We start from the raw sequence: 17,315 nt of genomic DNA, 5'->3' as shown, positions 1-17,315 counted from the left end.
CCTCCTTATAAGCAATAGACAAAACGCTTCCCGATCTTCTGCTTGCGATAAAAACGCGCCGTGCACAGTCCTTCCATCGCCTGTCTCGCTGTTTCATAACAGACTTTCTGCTGTTCCATGTAATCATGGATCGTATAATAGTGTCCTGCTTTCTGATGCGATAAATAAAAGCGCAGCTGCGCCTCGCCAAGCTGCGGCCAGCATTCTTTCAGCGTCATGAGCGATCGGCCCGCATTTTGTTCATGGCTATATGATACCACTCTTTCCGATAGATGCAAACGCACAAATTCTAAAAACCGCAGTAATCCATACGTTAGATCATTTCCATCTTCTTCATGAAAAAGTAAGTCTGCTTCACTTTCCTTGCATGACAGGAAATGATGGCACTGATGATAGGCAAGCATCTGTTCAAACAAGGGAAGCGCCGTTTTTTTAGAGAAGCAAAGACAAAAATAAAGACGCAGGAGCAAGCAATTTCGTTCCTCACATAACAGCCGCAGATGATAAGGATCCAGCGTATCTTTGAAGCGCAGATAGAAATGATGCCACAGCTCATGTTCAGAAATCACCGCTATGCTCTCACTTTGGTAAAACCGTTCACTGAGCAGAAGCAGTTTTCGATAGACAAAGGGATTCATCGTCAATACATACGTTTTTCCATAACAGACGATCTGTTCCTGAAACAGCGCACGATACGTTAGGATCTCTTTCCACAAAGCATCTAATTCCACGCCGGAAAAACGCTTCGCTAACGCTGACTTGCTGAGATAGGCATTTTCCGAATACTGCTTGATCGTTTCATACATAATGATCACCCGCTTTATCCTATCACAAGAACCATCAGCAACTGACATTTTCGACAAAACAGGTAAAAAGAAGTCAGTATCCGTTAAAAAAACTGTGTCTCAACAGGCACAGTTTCTTATTCTTCATCCATGGAAAGCACTGCCATAAACGCTTCCTGCGGCACCTCTACACTGCCGATCGCCTTCATGCGCTTCTTTCCTTCTTTCTGTTTTTCCAGCAGCTTCTTTTTACGGGAAATATCGCCGCCGTAGCACTTCGCCAACACATTTTTTCGCAGCGCTTTGATATCACTGCGAGCAATGATCTTATTGTTGATCGCCGCCTGTACCGGTATTTCAAACTGCTGCTTTGGAATCAGCTGCTTCAATTTTTCGCAGATCGCTTTGCCTCTTGGATAAGCGAAATCACGATGTACGATACAGGACAGTGCGTCAATGACATCACCATTCAACAAAATATCCATTTTTACCAAACGATTGGTGCGATAACCGATAAATTCATAATCAAACGACGCATAGCCACGTGTCGCCGATTTCAGCTTATCAAAGAAATCAAAGACGATTTCACCTAAAGGCAGTTCATAGATGATATTCATGCGGGAATCATCAATATAGGTCATATCTTTGTAAAAACCGCGTTTCTTCTGACACAGCTCCATGATTGCCCCGATATAAGCGTTGGGCGTCATGATGCTCGCTTTGACAAACGGTTCTTCAATGTGATCGAGCTTTGTCATATCCGGAAGCATCGAAGGATTGTCGATCTCCACCATGCTGCCATCACTTAAATAGGCATGATAGACAACCGAAGGCGCAGTTGCAATCAAATCAATGTGATATTCACGTTCGATACGCTCCTGAATCACATCCATGTGCAGCAGTCCCAAGAAGCCACAGCGAAATCCAAAGCCCAGCGCCTGTGAAGTTTCTGCCTCAAAGACAAGCGAAGAATCATTTAACTGCAATTTTTCCAGTGCATCGCGCAGATCGTTATACTTCGCAGAATCAATCGGATACAAGCCGCAGTACACCATCGGATTCATGACCCGATAACCGGCCAGCGGCGCTTTCGCAGGACGCTTTGCATTGGTGATCGTATCGCCGACCCGCACATCTTTGATCGATTTGATGCTTGCGGAAATCCAGCCGACCTCTCCGCATTGCAGTTCCTGCTTTTTGACTTCCTTAGGCGTATGCACACCGACCTCCAGCACCTCATAAACGGCGCCGGTAGACATAAAGGAAATCTGATCGCCGATTTTCACGCTTCCCTCTTTGATGCGCACATAAGCGATGACTCCGCGATAAGCATCATACACCGAGTCAAAGACCAGCGCTTGCAGCGGTGCCTGCGGATCGCCATGAGGAGAAGGGATTTTGGCTACGATCGCCTCCAATACGTCTTCAATATGCAGACCGCTTTTCGCTGAGATCAAAGGCGCATCGCTCGCATCTAATCCGATCACATTTTCGATTTCCTCTTTTACCAGCTCCGGCTGCGCGCTCGGCAAATCGATTTTATTGATGACCGGTATGATCTCCAGATCATTATCAAGCGCCAAATATACATTTGCCAATGTCTGTGCTTCGATTCCCTGTGCCGCATCCACGACCAGGATCGCCCCTTCGCAAGCCGCTAAAGAACGTGATACTTCATAAGTAAAATCGACATGTCCCGGCGTATCGATCAAATGAAACAAATAATCATGTCCATCTTTCGCGTGATAGGACAGCTGCACCGCATTCAACTTGATCGTAATGCCGCGTTCCCGCTCCAGATCCATTGAATCAAGCAGCTGACTTTTCATATCACGCTGCTGCACGGTATCCGTAATTTCCAGGATCCGATCTGCCAGCGTTGATTTCCCATGATCGATATGGGCAATGATCGAAAAATTGCGCACATATTTCTGATCCACAGACATCATTCCTTTCCTTAAAAGCACGCCCTATTATACAGGAAAAAACATATTCCCGCAAGTAAGGCCGCAAAAAGGTATTTCTCCCTTACCAAAACAGCTTCCCCTTGCACTTACATTCCCCATTCCATCGTTTGACCATGAAAAAAAGCATTCGCTTTTACGATACGAATGCGCTTTTATCACTGCTTTGCCTGTTCATTCAGAATTTCTAACATCAACGTTTCATTGATATTACCGCCGGATAGCACAATGGCAATATTTCTCCCTTTGATGTGTTCCCGCTTTTCAAACAGTGCCGCCACACCGACCGCACCGCCCGGTTCAACGACGAATTTTTCATAATTGATGATATGTGCAACCGCTTTTCTGATCGTTTCTTCTTCCACGGTAAGCAGATCGGCGATATAATCCTTTGCCATCTCATAGCAGAGCTTACCGATTCCTCCGATCAGCGCATCACAGATAGAAGGCGCGCTTTTACACTCTTCATAAAAATGGTGCTCTTGATAAGACTTTACCAACGCCGGACAAGCGGCAGTCTGCACCCCGATCACTTGTACCTTTGGATCGATCTGATGTGCCGCAACAGCGATCCCGGTAAGCATGCCGCCTCCGCCCACCGGCACCAGTATCGTATCGATCTGCGGATTTTGCTTTAAGATCTCAAGCGCAATCGTGCCTTGCCCCGCATAGATGAAAGGATCATCATAATAAGAATCAATAAACGTATAGTCATGACTTTTCACATACTGCATGCCCTGCACATGCGCTTCATCATAATTTTGTCCCATCATCATGACCTGTCCGCCGAAATAGCGAATCTTATCGACCTTGCTTTGCGGCGTGGTCTTCGGTACAATGATGACCGCTTCCCTGATCCCCAGTAATTTCGCACCATACGCGACACTGACGCCATGATTTCCACTTGATACCGTAATGACTCCTTTGGCTTTTTCCTCATCGTTCAAGGAAAGCATTTTATTTAAGCATCCTCTGATCTTAAAACTCTTGGTACTTTGTAATGATTCCATCTTCAAATAGACATTCTGCTGTGCATTGCTTAAATACATGGAATGCACAAGCGGCGTTTCCTCAACATAATCAGCAATACGGGCATAGGCATCTATGACATCCTGCCCACAAAATGATCGTTTCATGATGATCGCTCCTCTTCTTTTGTTTCTTGCTTTCATCATAATGAAAATCATCTTGCTTGTCAATGATCGATAGAAAGCGAAAACGGTATTTGCTTTGCTTGTATGGATCGTTTCACCACTTGCTGATCGTCATAAAGGGGCTGTGACAGATAGACAGCACAAAAATAAAAAAACATGTGGACTTCACAAAGAAGAAAACATGTTTTTTTGGTATAATTTAAGTATGACCAGTACACAAATTAACCAAGAGAATTATAGCGTATTTCAACCATATATGCTACTAGATTTTACTTATTCTTATGAAAAAAATGTTGATAAGTGTGATTTGTCAAGAACAGTTATGGAGATTATGGAAAGGATCGATCTAAATAAATATATTGATTTACATAATTATGATAAACGTGCTTATCACCCGGGTATGATGCTTGCTTGTATTATATTGGCTTTCGTAAACGGAGGCTATGCCTCTTTACGTGAATTAGAGGAGTTATGCAAGTATGATCTAAGATTCAGAGCGATCACAAACAATGTCGTACCAAGTTATAAAGCTTTTGAGAGGTTTTGAATAAACAATACGCAAACATATAAGCCATATTCGTAACACTACTAGTATCTAGGCCGCTTAAATCAATCGATACTAATTTATTAAACCAATACTGATTTCTAACTGCATCGCCGGTAGGATCAAAAGCATATGCAAGCGTGTTTGTTCCCAACATTACTTTCTTATCAGTTGTTTCTACTTTCAAGGATACTAATTCATTATAATATGTCGGGCTATCATGATCCGTATGATCCTTTGATGGATTCTCTTTCTTGAGATTATCAAACATTCCATTTACAATATTGTTAGTTAGCATTTCAAAGCCGAAAAAAAGTGAATCATCCTCATAAAATGAGAAAATGATCCACAAGTTTTTACACTATGCAAGATCCGATCAAATTACGACCGGCGCCGTTATAAAAGCTTTTCGCATCCAGCTTGGCTTTCCCTTCCATCTGCAGCTCTTCTACCAATAGATAGCCGCCTTCACAGGCAATCGCCAGCGCTCCTTCCATCATGCCGACCAATTCACCGTTTTGATGCGCATGCGCTTGTTCTTTTTTACGCACCGCATGAAATTTGATCTTTTTACCGTTTAGGAACGCATAACCGATCGGCGAAGGAATCAATCCGCGAATCTGGTCATATACGTTTTGTAACGGTCTGGTAAAATCGATTTTTTCTTCTTCCTTGGAAATATTATAAGCGAATGTCGCTTGACTTTCATCCTGCTCAATAAAGACCGCCTCATCACGCAAGATCAGCGGCAGACACTCTAACAACAGCTTCCCGCCGGCATCGGCTAACTTTTCGCTCAATGTTCCCATCGTATCATCCTGCGTAATCGCCACGGCGACCTGTTTCATGACCGCTCCAGCATCCATCTGTTTGACCATTCGCATAATGGATATGCCGCTTTGTGAATCACCGTTGATGATCGCTTTATGGATCGGCGCACCACCTCTCAGCTTTGGCAATAAAGAAGCATGCACATTGATACTCCCATGCCGCGGTGCATGCAAGAGCGCTTCCGGGATCATCTGCCCATAAGCACAGGTTACGATCAGATCCGGCCTATAACGCAAGATCTGTTCATACGTATCTTTGATCCGTTCCGGCTGAAATACCTCGATTCCATAAGTCTGCGCCAGCGCTTTCACCGGCGTTTCCTGAATCAGTTGTTTTCTTCCCACTTTTTTATCAGGCTGTGAAACGACCAGTACAACATCGTAATCCGCCTCTTTCAAACACTTCAAGATCGCACAGGCAAAAACAGGTGTTCCCATAAATACGATTCTTTCTTTCATCGTATCACCTCATTCCCAAATGAGTATATCACGCTTTTTCTATCACGTAAAGAACGCTATTGCAAGATGCCCCCAAACAAAGAGCCAAACAGATGCGCGCCTTCCTCGGTAACACCGACGATAAACTCCGAAACCCCGCGTGCCGATGCAGACGCCTTGTTTTCTTTGATATCCTGTAAACGCACCGTTTCTGTTTTCGGCTTTACGATCTGTTCGCGTGATACTTCCGCTTCAAAATCACGGACTTGTTCTTCCACGCTTACTTCTTGATCAAAATCATAGTGCATGATCGATACGATCACCAGCACCAGCAACGCATCACAAAGAAATCGTTTCATCCTCTCACCTCAACAGTTCATCAATGCCCTCTGCCAAAACCGGAATGCTCGCTTCGATCTCCGCAAATGTATTGGTATTGGAACCAAGCTCGATCAAGATCATATTCTGTGCCATGCCTTGATTATAATACGCTTCACGGATCATCGGGGATTTCATGATACCATCGACTTTGGCATTCATTATGTCGGTTAATGTCAATGCCATCTGATTCACTTCATCAGCATAAGCCGCCAAACCGCCGATCACACACATGACCTTCGCATAAGTGATTTCTTTTTCTAATATTGCGGCGCTGCGCGGGGTCGCATCACGATGTAGATCAATTACCAGATCAAAACCGCCGTATTCCACAAAAGCGTCATTGATAAACTTATTGGAAACCTGATACAGGGTATTGTAGTCAAAGCCGTTGGCTCTGGCGTAGGCATTAAAATCATTTGTTTCCACGACGACCTGATAGCCTTTTTCTTGCAGGCTGTTCGCCAAAAGCGCTGACGCATCCATTACCGTCGCTTCATTGGAATAATCCTCACTTTGATGGGTGCTGTAAATGTAGATGCGTTTGCCATTGCTTTCCGGATTTGTCTGCTTATCCGATGACGTCGGATCAGGATCAGCGCTTTTTACATCATTGGTCGTTTCAAAGGTAAAAGTCTGCTCATTAACTTGAAGGAATTGACGGGAAGAAAGCACGTTCAGTTCCTCTTTCAATGAGCGTTCTTCATCATCTTTGTCATCGCTATATAAAAGATTAGGAATGCGGTGTTCCATATGTACCATTGAACCGATCGCATCGAAAAACGGTGTCAATGCGAGAAAAGCACAGAGAAACAAACATTTTATAACGATTTTGGCAGTGGTTTTCATGTAGCGCCCCTTTCAACCCACTGTATGCGAAAGCGATGGGAATTATGATGAAAACGCAGTACAATTCCTGTTCTATCTGTCTTTTATAAGCAAAACAAAAGCCCGCAAGGATCGTGATCCCTTACGGACTTCTATTTATTTCTTTCTAACCGTTAATTCAATAAACACATGCGCTTATTCTGCCTTGCGGCGTTTCTTGTTCTTTAAGACGATCACTGCGAAGGCAAGCGTAGAAACGGCTAACAACGACAGCCAGATCGTTGTATCGGTAGCATCGCCGGTCGATACTTGCGATTGTGGTTTTGATTCTGTTGGTTTGATGTTAGAAGGCTGATCATTTGGTTTATCCACAGACGGTGTTTCCGGCTTGCTAACGGATGCTTGCTTCTGCCACATTACTTCAAATGGACCGAATTGCTTGCTTGGTACATCGAATAAGATACCGGTATCGGTTTTTGTTACCTTTAGGGCGTGAGCGTTGCTTTTGGCGATTTCCGCATCTAGATCCGCCTGATCCATATTGACCGTATAATCTCTGGTCAATCCATCAAAATAAGTAACGGCGATCGTATCGTCTTTTGTCATTTCATCTGTATATGGCATATAGATCGTAACATTCTCATTTTCGGTTCCGACCCAAATATTGCCATCATTCATATCGACAAGATCGATATACTGGAATTTTCGAGTGATTGCCTGATCGGATGTAAAGGTATCCGGAAGAGCCTTTAAGCTCTTTTCATGGAGCGTATCCATGCGTGCCTGTGAGCCGAGCACATCATCTAATAGATCATCCCATAACAGACCAATACGCGCATACGCATTGACCGGCAGATCGGTTTTACCGTTTTTCAGAAATTTGGTTCCCGGATAAACATGTGCATGCGGCTGACTTTGATCGCATGTCTCGCTATGGGTCCCGGTCGTTTCGTCAAAGGTTCCGTTTAATGCACTGTTCGCATGATCGCTCAGCAATGCACGACTGAATACCATCATATTGCGCAAGCGTCCCGCTAACGGCGAATGATAGTTATATACTGCCTTGAACATATCGTTTGACAAATCATCGGCGCTTTCATTGTCGGTAATGTCACGCACTTTGATTTCTGCGGCTTTCCAGCCATCTGCCGGCAGATACAACGCCTGTTGATTGCCAATCGACACAATTTCATTCTCATGATCTTTCAGCGGATATACATAAAGACCGTAAACACCTGCTCTGGCCGAATCTTTTACGACCTCTCCGGTTTCCAAATTACGATATTCCCAAGTAAACGGAAGTCCTTGATCGTTTATCGACCATTCCTGATCTCCAACCTTAATATTCATATCCGCGAAGGACATTTGCCAATGCGGCTCCGGCAGTGCATTGCCTACGGCTCCCTGCCCTTTGCTGCCGGTACCTAAACCGCCCTCATAGACACTTAAATCTTCTGCATAGATCTTCTGATAATCATAGACGATCTCACGATTGATCTGCCACATATAGTAGGTAGCGTACTTAACATCGTCAACTCGTTTCAGATAGTGCTGATCATCTGCATTTTCTTTATGTAAGACAAACACGCTTTGCGCCGGTGCATCATCTGCCAGCTTTAAGGCCGCAATGTAATTATCACCGATGACTGAAGCTGTTTCGGTCCAGTTCGTGCGATCCATCAGATAAACCGTGCTGTCTCCTTTCGCTTCGCCAAAGATACGCAAGGTAATCGCATTGCTTGATGCCGTTCCATAATTTTGACCGCTGATCACTGCCGGGATATACAGCTTCGCATGATGCGCGGTATAATTCCCTCTAATTGCCACCGTACCTTTTTTCCACCACTCGGCTTCATTGATTACCACATTTCCTAAAATGGCGCAGGTCACATTACGTGTATTCAATACCGATCCTTTTTCTAAAGTAAGATGATAGCAATAGGAAAACGGATCAGCACCTCTTCCCTCTTCTTCAGATGTAGAGGGAATCGTTACTGGGAAATAATTACTGTTGATTTCGACATTTGCCTGTTCTTTTATGAAAATATTGCCGCATTCCTGAATGGTGCCGACTTTGGCTTGCACACCGCTGGCAAAATTGATTGTATTTTTGGCATTTGCAGTATTGCCGCGTGTATCTGTACGATTACCGCATAAATATCCCGCTTTCACATTAGCGTTAATATTTAATACACAATCGCCCGCTACATTTAAGGTGCCGGAATTGTGGTTGATACTCAATTTTTCAAATTGATAGGTCTGGTCGGTTTTTGATAAATCCACAGTCACATCACCGCCGATATTGGCAGTGCCGCCGCTGATTATTTCTAGGGTTGGAAAACCATATTCGGAAGAAGCGGTATTGATGAACGAATAACTAACATCAACATCGCCGCCGATATTCATCGTTCCCTGTCCGGCCGCATAAATATCATGACCTTTATCACCGCTGCCGGCAACTGATAAATCGACATCTCCTAAAATAGTATTATCATATCCAGCATAAATGGTAGAATTTCCGTTGTCATATACCGCAAGGTTCACATTTTTCACAGTCGTATTTCTTCCTGCAGCAGTAACGGATGAATACGAAATAACATCATTGTTCATGCCTGCATATCCTAATTGCACATTGATATCTCCGTTTATTTCAAGCGGTGCCGCGGACTTTTCCCCATCGCTTCCACCATAAACTAAGCCAGAAGAAACCGTACCGGAATAATACTTCAGATTGATATTACCGTTGATACTGCCATTGAGCGAGCCACCATAGATACGCCGAAATTTCACAAGACTTTTATCTTGTGCTATCATGCTGCCGATCGTTACGTTTACATTACCGGTTACATTGCTGTTTTTACCGCCGCCGTAAACCCAGTTGAACACACCGCCGCGTAAAATGATATTGGTGCCGCCCGTTACATCTTTACCATCCGCACCCCCGCCGTAAATGGTATAAGCTTCAGGAGAAATAGTATCGCTCGTTTTTGTTCGTTCGGTCGTCTCGAATAGATGACCGCCACAATAAAATTCTTTGGTCGTACTAAAGGATCCATCTAATATCACATTATCCAATGTAAGATCGCCTTCCAGAGTAATCTCGCGATTGATCGTAACCTTTGCGTTGACACCGTCTGCGGCCTGATAAGTGATATGCTTTCCGGCAACTCCACGGATTGCAATCTCTCTATTGATATCACTTGTAAACTTGATCGTTGCCTTTGTTTCCGCACTGCTTGCAATTTTATTTATCGCAGTATTATGCTGTGTTTCATTCGCCACCTCATATACAGTTTCCGCCAACGGTGCAGAAAGCGCCTTTGGCATCGCTTGATCTGCACTTTCTTCGATAATCTTTGTTGATTCCTCTTCAATTTCATCTACTGTTACAGAAAGGGTTTCTTCCTCTTGTGTTGTCTGTTTGTTTCCTTCAACAGTTGTCGTTTGCTCATAACGGATCTGGAACGTATATTCGCCGTTCGCTGTTACAGTCAGTTCCGGATGCGCAAGATCCAGCGTTTTATCTCCTGTCGCAATGCTTAAAATTTTTACCGATCCGTCAACATTTGCATCATTACCTGTGATCGCAGCACTTCTTTTCTCTGCATCATACGTAACCACAAACTGATAACCGCTATGCTTCTCTTGGTCTAAAGCATAAACGAAGTAGCCGTTTTTGATTCCGGCGATCAACATCAAAAAAGATATGACAAAAATCGCCAAACGATTCCATGCTTTTTTGCACATATCGTTCACTCCTTTCTTTGATTACATACAATCATCTTGATAACAACTATTACAAAACGAAAACAGGCAAAGCAACTGTTTTAGATAACGATAGCATCGTTACTAAAATAGCGCTTTGCCTGTTCGATTTGCGGATAAATGCTCTGCGAAAAATGGGCAGATTTTACCTGTCTGTCTGTCTGTCTGTCTGTCTGTCTGTCTGTACGATTGTCGCAGCTCTCAGCATGACTGTCAACCCCTTTTCGCAAATTATCGCATAAATATTTGTTATCACAATTGAATTATAGCACGAAGTAAAAATAAAACAATCCATTTGTTCTAATAGTTTCACTTTATGCTTAAAAAATCTATATTTTTGAACGTAATCGAACTGAATGCAGAACGCACAGATAAACAGAAAGCTTTTATAATTTATCAAAGTCAGGATGCAGAAAACGATTCAGCGCCAATGCCAGTATCTCGCATAATTGCTTCATCTCAACATCGATCGACTTCGGCGTAACGACCAAGTGAAAAAAGGGATGTGCCTCTTGCAGCTGTTCAAAATCTAATTGCGGAACACATTCTTTCACGATCGCCGCCACCGAGATGACCGTTGCCACGCCTAGCGATAAAACCGGTACGCCCAGTGTTTCTTCATCCAATTTCATGCGATGGTTGCCGACCCCGCTGCCCGGTATGATCCCGACGCTGTTTAACTGGATCACCCGATTGATGCGCGCCGTACTGCCGGTGGCAAGTGCGTCGACCACAATGACCAGTTCCGGTCCATACGTATCGACAATGCTTTTTACGATCTCTCCCGACTCAATCCCGGTCTGTCCCATTACTCCGGGAACGATCGCCGCAACTTCCTGCGTGCCTTTCATATCAAAACTGCCGTCCTTGTAAAAATGAGCCGTTACCATGATCTCATTAGCCACCAAAGGACCCAGCGCATCACTTGCGACCATACGGTTGCCCAAGCCGACGACAAGAAACTTGTGCGGTGTTACTTCCATCTTTTCCAAAAGCTCCCGTATGCAGAATTGCAGCGTCGAAGCGATCTTCAATCGCGCCTCTCTGTCATCCATCTTCTCATAAGCGAGCGTTACATAAATTCCTTTTTGTTTATGCAGGCTATTTTCTTCTTTCAGGATCTGAATGAAGTGCAGATCGATTCCCTCTTTTTGCATGATATGATGTGTAAAACTATCATCCTCTTGATGATTTAAGATCCATTCATCGGCGAAATCAGTACGGATTTCAAAGTTTTTCAACGGCATTTTTTCACCTCTTTCGGTAGTATGGCTTTTTATTGATTCTTTTATTGCTTTTTTATAGAGTATTTGTTATAATTGGAAAGCAATTAAAAACTAGGAGGTGCAAACATGCCACAGATTCAATCACAGAAAAAACGTGTTTTAACCAATAACAAAAGACATTTAGCGGTTACTTCTCAGAAATCTGCACTGAAAACAGCAATCAAGGCAGTTCTTGCGGCAGTAGATGCAAATGATAAAGAGGCTGCAGTTTCCGCATATGCGGTTGCAAGTTCTAAGCTGGATAAGGCGGTTGCCAAAGGCATCCATCATAAAAACTACGCAAGCCGTCAGAAAGCACGTTTAAGCAAACTGATCAACGGAATTGCTTAAAAAGATACGATTTAGATCCGATCATGACGATCGGATTTTTTTATGCATCTGTTTCTATCATCGGATCATAAAACAACGCTGTTCTTCTTCAGGTGAAGAAAAGCAGCGCTGTTTCAGAAATCAGGAGCAGTACTATAAACCGACTTCTTAAATCTTTATATAGGATAACGGTTGGAAAGAATGATACTTCAATGCGTACACAAATATCGATTCATCAATGACAGCCTGAAACCTTTTGCCCTATCGCTTCGGCGCATGCAGTTTAGACTTCATGCAGCGATATGCCTCTAATAACAGTTGTATATCATTTTGGTCCGGATGGGTGATGCCCGCTTCATAATTCTCTAACTGCATTTGTAAATGCTCATCATCCGGTTTTTGTTTTGCCATGACCCGATAGCGTTCGATCACTTCGGGGCGGATCTTGCCTTGACATAAGTAATGGCCGATCAACTCATTATCGCCTAGCAGTGCTTCCACACGCTGTTTTACCGCATCATAGTAATTTCCGCTGTCCTTTGCCCCGAGCGTGCCAAAGAGGAAAATCTGTTTGCCATGCAGTTTTGTCAAAAGTTTTTTTGTTTCCTCATCGCAATTTCCCTGATTGACCCAATAACCGATCAAAAAGCTTTGGCAGGAGGCGATTTCTTCCTCACTGATTTCCGCAGTCGGGATCGAGCGCACCAGCATTTCTTTTTCTAAGGCATCGGCAAGCTGTTTGGTATTGCCGCTTTTTGACGCATAAACGATCATGGTCTGATTGATGATCTTATCCTCCAGCGGAACGACTGTCGCCAAACCGCCTAACGACGTTTCCTTTAATTCGATTGCCAGCTTGCGGCCGGTGTAGTTCATCGTATTGATGACCATATCCAGTGAAACGCGATTGCCCTTGAGTTCACTCAGCGTGCCGGATAAAAAGGCTGCGTCCATGGCACGCAAGGTTGCCACCGCATTGCGTTCAATGCAGGGGATCATGACATAGCCGCCGACCGGATCACAGGTAAGCCCCAAATGATGCTCGATGCCGATCTCTGCCGCATATTCGATCATCGCGTCGTTTAGCCCCTGTAAAGATGCGATCATGGCTGCTCCCATGGCACAGGCAGCCCCGATTTCCGCCTGACAGCCGCCCTGCGCACCGGAGATCGTCGCATTTTGCTTGATCAGATTACCGATGATCCCGGCAATTTTCAAACCGGTAATGATCTGTTGCTTCGAATAGCCCTTATCATGATAAAAATAATAAACGATTGCGGGCAGAATACCGCTGCTTCCTAAGGTAGGCGCCGTTACCACATAGCCGCCGGCCGCATTTTCCTCTGAAACACTATATGCATAGGCGCATAACAGCATCTTTTCTTTTATGATTGGATCGTTACAGGTAAGCGCCTTGCGATAAAGATTCCTTCCTACTCTTAAAAGGTGCAGCTTCCCGGGCAGATAGCCATCTGCGCCAAGACCGCGCTCTACTGCCTTCATCATCGCATCCATGATTTCGCTCAAATAGTCATCGATCTGCTCATACTGATCGACATAATCACGCAAATAAATCTTGCGCCGCAGACATTCCGCTTTGATCTCCTGGAAGTTTTTCTGCGGATAGATTTCTTTCCCTTCCATTTCATCCTGTATCTCAAGAATATGCAGGGCGCCGCCGCCGATCGAACAGATCGTCCAAGTGTCATAGATCTTTCCTTCCGCATCGATCGCATGCAGCTTCATCGTATTAGGGTGAGGCAGTTGTTCCGCCTGTGAAAAAAGAACGGTGCACGGGATCGGTGCCAGTGTATCAATAATGATCTGGTCGCTGTGATGCCCTTTCCCCGTCAAAGCCAAAGAGCCAAACAATTCTGCCTGAAAGCAGGCAGCGCCTTGATGTGCTTCCTTAAACTTCAAACAGGCACGCATTGGTCCCAGTGTATGAGAGGAGGACGGACCCGGTCCGATCCGATATAACTCTTTCAATGATTTCATAACTGATCTCTCCTTATATCCAGTAGCAGCAGTTCAAAACCGAGACGCTTATCGATCTTTCCCGCTTTCATATTCTGATCGAGCTGTGCACATTTGGCTAACAGCTTCCATAATTGATTCGGCGACAACAGCTGAACGCTTTGCATCGAGAGCTTGACCCGATATGGATGCGCATGCAGATAATCAGCGATTTCCGCCTGCCGATAGCCTTTGCGCATCAACACAGCCACCTGATAAAGAAAACGCAGCTGAGAAGCGAGCACCGCCAACAAATAGATCGCGTCATGATGCAGTGCCTCCAGATCGCGATACAGGGCGAACGCCTGCTTCATCTTTCCGGCAATGATCGCGTTTACCATTGCGAATACATCTTCTTCCAAAGGCTTTGGCACCATTGCCATCGCGATTTTCTCATCGACAAAATCACCGTAAAGCGCCAGTTTATCTAATTGCTGATGAATGACCTGCAAATCGGCAGGAAGGCGCAGTTCCAATACGTGAAATGCAGGTTCATCGATCCTGATCTTTTTTTGCCGGATCAGTTCCCGCAAAACCGCTGATTTACGCTGTTCGTCCAATTTGGCGAAACTGAGGCAGCGACATAGTTTTTGGATTTCCTTTACCCCTTTTTTACGCGTATCCAGCTTATCGTGATGAACCAGCAGCACGAGCACCGTACTTGCCAACGGTTTGCGCAGATAAGCGAGCAGTTCTTCTAAATTCCAGTCGCTTGTCGCTTTTGCACATAGAAAATCACAGTGATCGACGACAATGACCTTCTGTTCCGCAAAAAAAGGGACGGTCATCGCATCATCCAGTACAGCGCGCAGTTTATCTTGGCGGGCGTGATACGTGATCAGATTCATCGCATTTTGATCACACCCTGCTTCTTTTTTGATTTTTTCTAAGGCTTCCTTTAATAAATAATGTTCCTCGCCATACAGCACATAATTCATCACATCACCGCCTGTATTGTAACACATTTTATTTCAGAAAGCCAAACTCATGTGCCGAATTCACAAAGAAAGAAAACCAGGGCGTGTAGTAGATCCGCGGGAGTTTGACACCTAAAAAAATAACAATATTCAAATAAAGGCTTAATCAAAAGCTTTTTTTATACTTTTTTTGTCAATTTTTTAGTTTTTGTATAGCGTATTGTGCCGTATTGTGTTATAATGTCGTTAGGTGGTGATCCTTCTATGCGTATCAATATTGTCAAATCTAAGAATGCTGAACAACTATATATTATTCACTCTTACAGAATAAACGGTAAGAATACTTCCAAAATCTATAAAAAACTTGGCTCTATGGATCAACTCCTTCCTCTTCATAACAATGATCGTGATCAGGTCCTTGCCTGGGCCAAAGAGCAGGCTCGTCTTGCTACCGAACAATATGATCAAGAAAATGAAAAAGTTTCTATATCTTTTCATCCTAATCTACATATCAAGAAAAATGAACAACATTCTTTTAATTGCGGTTATTTGTTTCTTCAATCTATTTGCTCTCAGCTTCGCTTCGATAATATCTTCCGCAACATGAAAACCCGTCATAACTTCACTTTCCCTATTCAATCCATCTTCTCCGATCTGATCTATTCTCGTATCCTTCATCCTTCCAGTAAAAAGAGCTCTTATGATTTCGCTCACACCTTGCTGGAACAGCCTAAATATGATATCCATCATATTTACAGAGCGTTATCTATTCTCGCTCAAGAATCTGATTATATTCAATCCGAAGTTTATAAGAACTCTCACTTCATTCATCATCGTAATACAAAGGTCCTTTATTATGACTGTACCAATTACTATTTTGAAATTGAAGAGGACGATGATTTAAGAAAATATGGAAAATCAAAAGAACATCGGCCAAATCCAATCGTTACGATGGGACTGTTTATGGATACCGACGGGATCCCTTTGGCTTTCGATCTGTATCCCGGTAATCAAAATGAACAGAAAACATTGAAGCCTTTAGAACAGAAGATCATTCGTGATTTTGATTGCAGTGAGTTTATCTATTGCAGTGATGCCGGTCTAGGTTCTCAAGATAATAAACTGTTCAATGATATGCAAGGACGTTCTTATGTTATTGCCCAATCCTTGAAGAAACTGAAGAAAGAAGATAGAGAAATTGCTTTGGATCCTACTCAATTTAGAAAAGTAGGAAGTAATCGATTGATCGATTTGCGTGAATTAGACGAAAGCGATCCATCTGTTTACGGAGAGATTTATTATAAAGAAGTACCTATCGAATCAAAGAAACTATCTGAAACGATGATCGTAACCTATTCGCCTAAATATCGTGCTTATCAAGCAAATATACGTCAAAAGCAATTAGAACGAGCACAAAAACTATTAAATACAAGCAAGAACATTAGAAAAGAGCGGAAGAACCCGAATGATCCGGCTAGATTCATAAAGAAAACATCCGTTACAGAATATGGAGAAGTCGCTGATCAAGTTATTTATGAACTAGATCAGGAAAAGATAGGACAAGAAGCAATGTATGATGGTTTCTATGCCGTTACAACGGATATAGATGGAAGCATAGAAGAAATTATTCAGATCAACCAAAGAAGATGGCAGATAGAAGAATGCTTTCGTATCATGAAAACAGAGTTTGAGGCAAGGCCGGTATATTTACAAAGAGAGGATCGGATCAAGGCGCATTTTCTGATCTGTTTCATATCACTATTGGTTTATCGTTTACTGGAAGAAAAGTTAGATAAGGAATATAGCGTAGAACAGATCATACATACATTACGAGAAATGAATGTATGTGAGATAGAAGGATATGGATATATACCGACTTATAAACGAACCGATCTAACAGACAAATTACATGAATTGTTTGGATTTTATACAGATACCCAGATTATCAAACAGAAGAAAATGAGAAATATTATCCACAAATCAAAGAACAGATAAAAAAATACCACATATCGTTACAAAACGAAAACTCAAGATTAGCCTTTATTTATCAGCTTTTCTTGAGTTTTTTCATTGTCTAGGTGTCAAACTTGGGATTATAACA

General features: G+C 43.3%; 15 protein-coding genes. 3 read left to right on the top strand and 12 right to left on the bottom strand.

Features of this window, described 5'->3' with window-relative positions:
* Window positions 1–5: 5 nt before the first annotated feature.
* From C1712_RS02175 to C1712_RS02165, 3 genes are all read right to left on the bottom strand, one after another.
* Window positions 6–806, bottom strand: a complete 801-nt coding sequence (locus C1712_RS02175) for a hypothetical protein (protein WP_102266393.1) — start codon at window positions 804–806, stop codon at window positions 6–8.
* Between the two features lie 116 nt (window positions 807–922).
* On the bottom strand, window positions 923–2,725 hold the full coding sequence (lepA, locus tag C1712_RS02170; RefSeq protein ID WP_102269696.1) for a translation elongation factor 4: 1,803 nt from the start codon (window positions 2,723–2,725) through the stop codon (window positions 923–925).
* Window positions 2,726–2,907: 182 nt separating this feature from the next.
* Window positions 2,908–3,885, bottom strand: coding sequence for a threonine ammonia-lyase (locus C1712_RS02165; protein WP_102269694.1), 978 nt, complete (start codon window positions 3,883–3,885; stop codon window positions 2,908–2,910).
* Between the two features lie 94 nt (window positions 3,886–3,979).
* Between C1712_RS02165 and C1712_RS02160 the strand changes: the two genes are divergently transcribed.
* The gene (locus tag C1712_RS02160; protein ID WP_146003299.1) at window positions 3,980–4,450 is read left to right on the top strand and encodes a transposase; all 471 of its coding nucleotides are present in this window, start codon (window positions 3,980–3,982) and stop codon (window positions 4,448–4,450) included.
* On the opposite strand, the gene C1712_RS02155 is transcribed toward C1712_RS02160, so the two are convergent.
* The 7 genes from C1712_RS02155 to gpr all read right to left on the bottom strand — a co-directional run bounded on the left by C1712_RS02155 (window position 4,404) and on the right by gpr (window position 11,933).
* The gene (locus C1712_RS02155) at window positions 4,404–4,718 is read right to left on the bottom strand and encodes a hypothetical protein (RefSeq protein WP_180963044.1); all 315 of its coding nucleotides are present in this window, start codon (window positions 4,716–4,718) and stop codon (window positions 4,404–4,406) included. The two genes, C1712_RS02160 and C1712_RS02155, sit on opposite strands and share 47 nt — an antisense overlap.
* An 85-nt stretch (window positions 4,719–4,803) precedes the next feature.
* Window positions 4,804–5,736, bottom strand: a complete 933-nt coding sequence (gene fmt, locus C1712_RS02150) for a methionyl-tRNA formyltransferase (protein WP_245858039.1) — start codon at window positions 5,734–5,736, stop codon at window positions 4,804–4,806.
* 56 nt (window positions 5,737–5,792) lie between these two features.
* Window positions 5,793–6,074 carry a hypothetical protein gene (locus C1712_RS02145; RefSeq protein WP_102266387.1) on the bottom strand — a complete coding sequence of 94 codons (282 nt, stop codon included), beginning with the start codon at window positions 6,072–6,074 and terminating at the stop codon, window positions 5,793–5,795.
* A gap of 4 nt (window positions 6,075–6,078) precedes the next feature.
* The gene (locus tag C1712_RS02140) at window positions 6,079–6,942 is read right to left on the bottom strand and encodes a stage II sporulation protein P (protein ID WP_102266385.1); all 864 of its coding nucleotides are present in this window, start codon (window positions 6,940–6,942) and stop codon (window positions 6,079–6,081) included.
* Between the two features lie 174 nt (window positions 6,943–7,116).
* A complete protein-coding gene (locus C1712_RS02135) occupies window positions 7,117–10,668 on the bottom strand; it encodes an autotransporter outer membrane beta-barrel domain-containing protein (RefSeq protein WP_102266383.1) in 3,552 nt (1,183 codons plus the stop codon).
* Between the two features lie 80 nt (window positions 10,669–10,748).
* The gene (locus C1712_RS12615; RefSeq protein ID WP_180963043.1) at window positions 10,749–10,916 is read right to left on the bottom strand and encodes a hypothetical protein; all 168 of its coding nucleotides are present in this window, start codon (window positions 10,914–10,916) and stop codon (window positions 10,749–10,751) included.
* A gap of 156 nt (window positions 10,917–11,072) precedes the next feature.
* Window positions 11,073–11,933 (bottom strand): GPR endopeptidase, encoded by an 861-nt coding sequence (gpr, locus tag C1712_RS02130; RefSeq protein ID WP_102266381.1) that lies wholly within the window; start codon window positions 11,931–11,933, stop codon window positions 11,073–11,075.
* A gap of 105 nt (window positions 11,934–12,038) precedes the next feature.
* Here gpr and rpsT point away from each other — a divergent pair, with 105 nt between their 5' ends.
* Window positions 12,039–12,302 (top strand): 30S ribosomal protein S20, encoded by a 264-nt coding sequence (gene rpsT, locus C1712_RS02125; RefSeq protein ID WP_102266379.1) that lies wholly within the window; start codon window positions 12,039–12,041, stop codon window positions 12,300–12,302.
* 240 nt (window positions 12,303–12,542) lie between these two features.
* Here the strand turns inward: rpsT and bilS are convergent, their stop codons facing one another.
* Complete coding sequence (gene bilS / locus C1712_RS02120; RefSeq protein ID WP_178199871.1) at window positions 12,543–14,279, bottom strand: flavodoxin family protein BilS; 1,737 nt, start codon at window positions 14,277–14,279, stop codon at window positions 12,543–12,545.
* The gene (gene holA / locus C1712_RS02115) at window positions 14,276–15,235 is read right to left on the bottom strand and encodes a DNA polymerase III subunit delta (protein ID WP_178199870.1); all 960 of its coding nucleotides are present in this window, start codon (window positions 15,233–15,235) and stop codon (window positions 14,276–14,278) included. Before holA ends, bilS begins: the two co-directional genes overlap by 4 nt.
* Before the next feature lie 243 nt (window positions 15,236–15,478).
* On the opposite strand from holA, the gene C1712_RS02110 reads away from it, so the two are divergent.
* Window positions 15,479–17,209: an IS1634 family transposase gene (locus tag C1712_RS02110; protein ID WP_102266373.1), complete on the top strand. Its 1,731-nt coding sequence runs from the start codon at window positions 15,479–15,481 to the stop codon at window positions 17,207–17,209.
* The last annotated feature ends 106 nt before the right edge of the window (window positions 17,210–17,315 follow it).

It is taken from the genome of Massilicoli timonensis, assembly GCF_900199515.1.
In the GTDB taxonomy this organism is placed as follows: Bacteria; Bacillota_I; Bacilli_A; order Erysipelotrichales; family Erysipelotrichaceae; genus Massilicoli; species Massilicoli timonensis.
The sequence above is the reverse complement of the archived record's forward strand: the minus strand, read 5'-3'. Positions and strand labels throughout refer to the sequence as shown.

What these genes read in the sequence shown, in the direction of transcription:
- C1712_RS02175 (WP_102266393.1), bottom strand. Translation starts at nt 806, where the DNA reads ATGTATGAAACGATCAAGCAGTATTCGGAAAATGCCTATCTCAGCAAG.
- C1712_RS02165 (WP_102269694.1), bottom strand. Translation starts at nt 3,885, where the DNA reads ATGAAACGATCATTTTGTGGGCAGGATGTCATAGATGCCTATGCCCGT.
- C1712_RS02155 (WP_180963044.1), bottom strand. Translation starts at nt 4,718, where the DNA reads ATGTTTGATAATCTCAAGAAAGAGAATCCATCAAAGGATCATACGGAT.
- fmt (WP_245858039.1), bottom strand. Translation starts at nt 5,736, where the DNA reads ATGAAAGAAAGAATCGTATTTATGGGAACACCTGTTTTTGCCTGTGCG.
- C1712_RS02145 (WP_102266387.1), bottom strand. Translation starts at nt 6,074, where the DNA reads ATGAAACGATTTCTTTGTGATGCGTTGCTGGTGCTGGTGATCGTATCG.
- C1712_RS02140 (WP_102266385.1), bottom strand. Translation starts at nt 6,942, where the DNA reads ATGAAAACCACTGCCAAAATCGTTATAAAATGTTTGTTTCTCTGTGCT.
- C1712_RS02135 (WP_102266383.1), bottom strand. Translation starts at nt 10,668, where the DNA reads ATGTGCAAAAAAGCATGGAATCGTTTGGCGATTTTTGTCATATCTTTT.
- gpr (WP_102266381.1), bottom strand. Translation starts at nt 11,933, where the DNA reads ATGCCGTTGAAAAACTTTGAAATCCGTACTGATTTCGCCGATGAATGG.
- rpsT (WP_102266379.1), top strand. Translation starts at nt 12,039, where the DNA reads ATGCCACAGATTCAATCACAGAAAAAACGTGTTTTAACCAATAACAAA.
- bilS (WP_178199871.1), bottom strand. Translation starts at nt 14,279, where the DNA reads ATGAAATCATTGAAAGAGTTATATCGGATCGGACCGGGTCCGTCCTCC.
- holA (WP_178199870.1), bottom strand. Translation starts at nt 15,235, where the DNA reads ATGAATTATGTGCTGTATGGCGAGGAACATTATTTATTAAAGGAAGCC.
- C1712_RS02110 (WP_102266373.1), top strand. Translation starts at nt 15,479, where the DNA reads ATGCGTATCAATATTGTCAAATCTAAGAATGCTGAACAACTATATATT.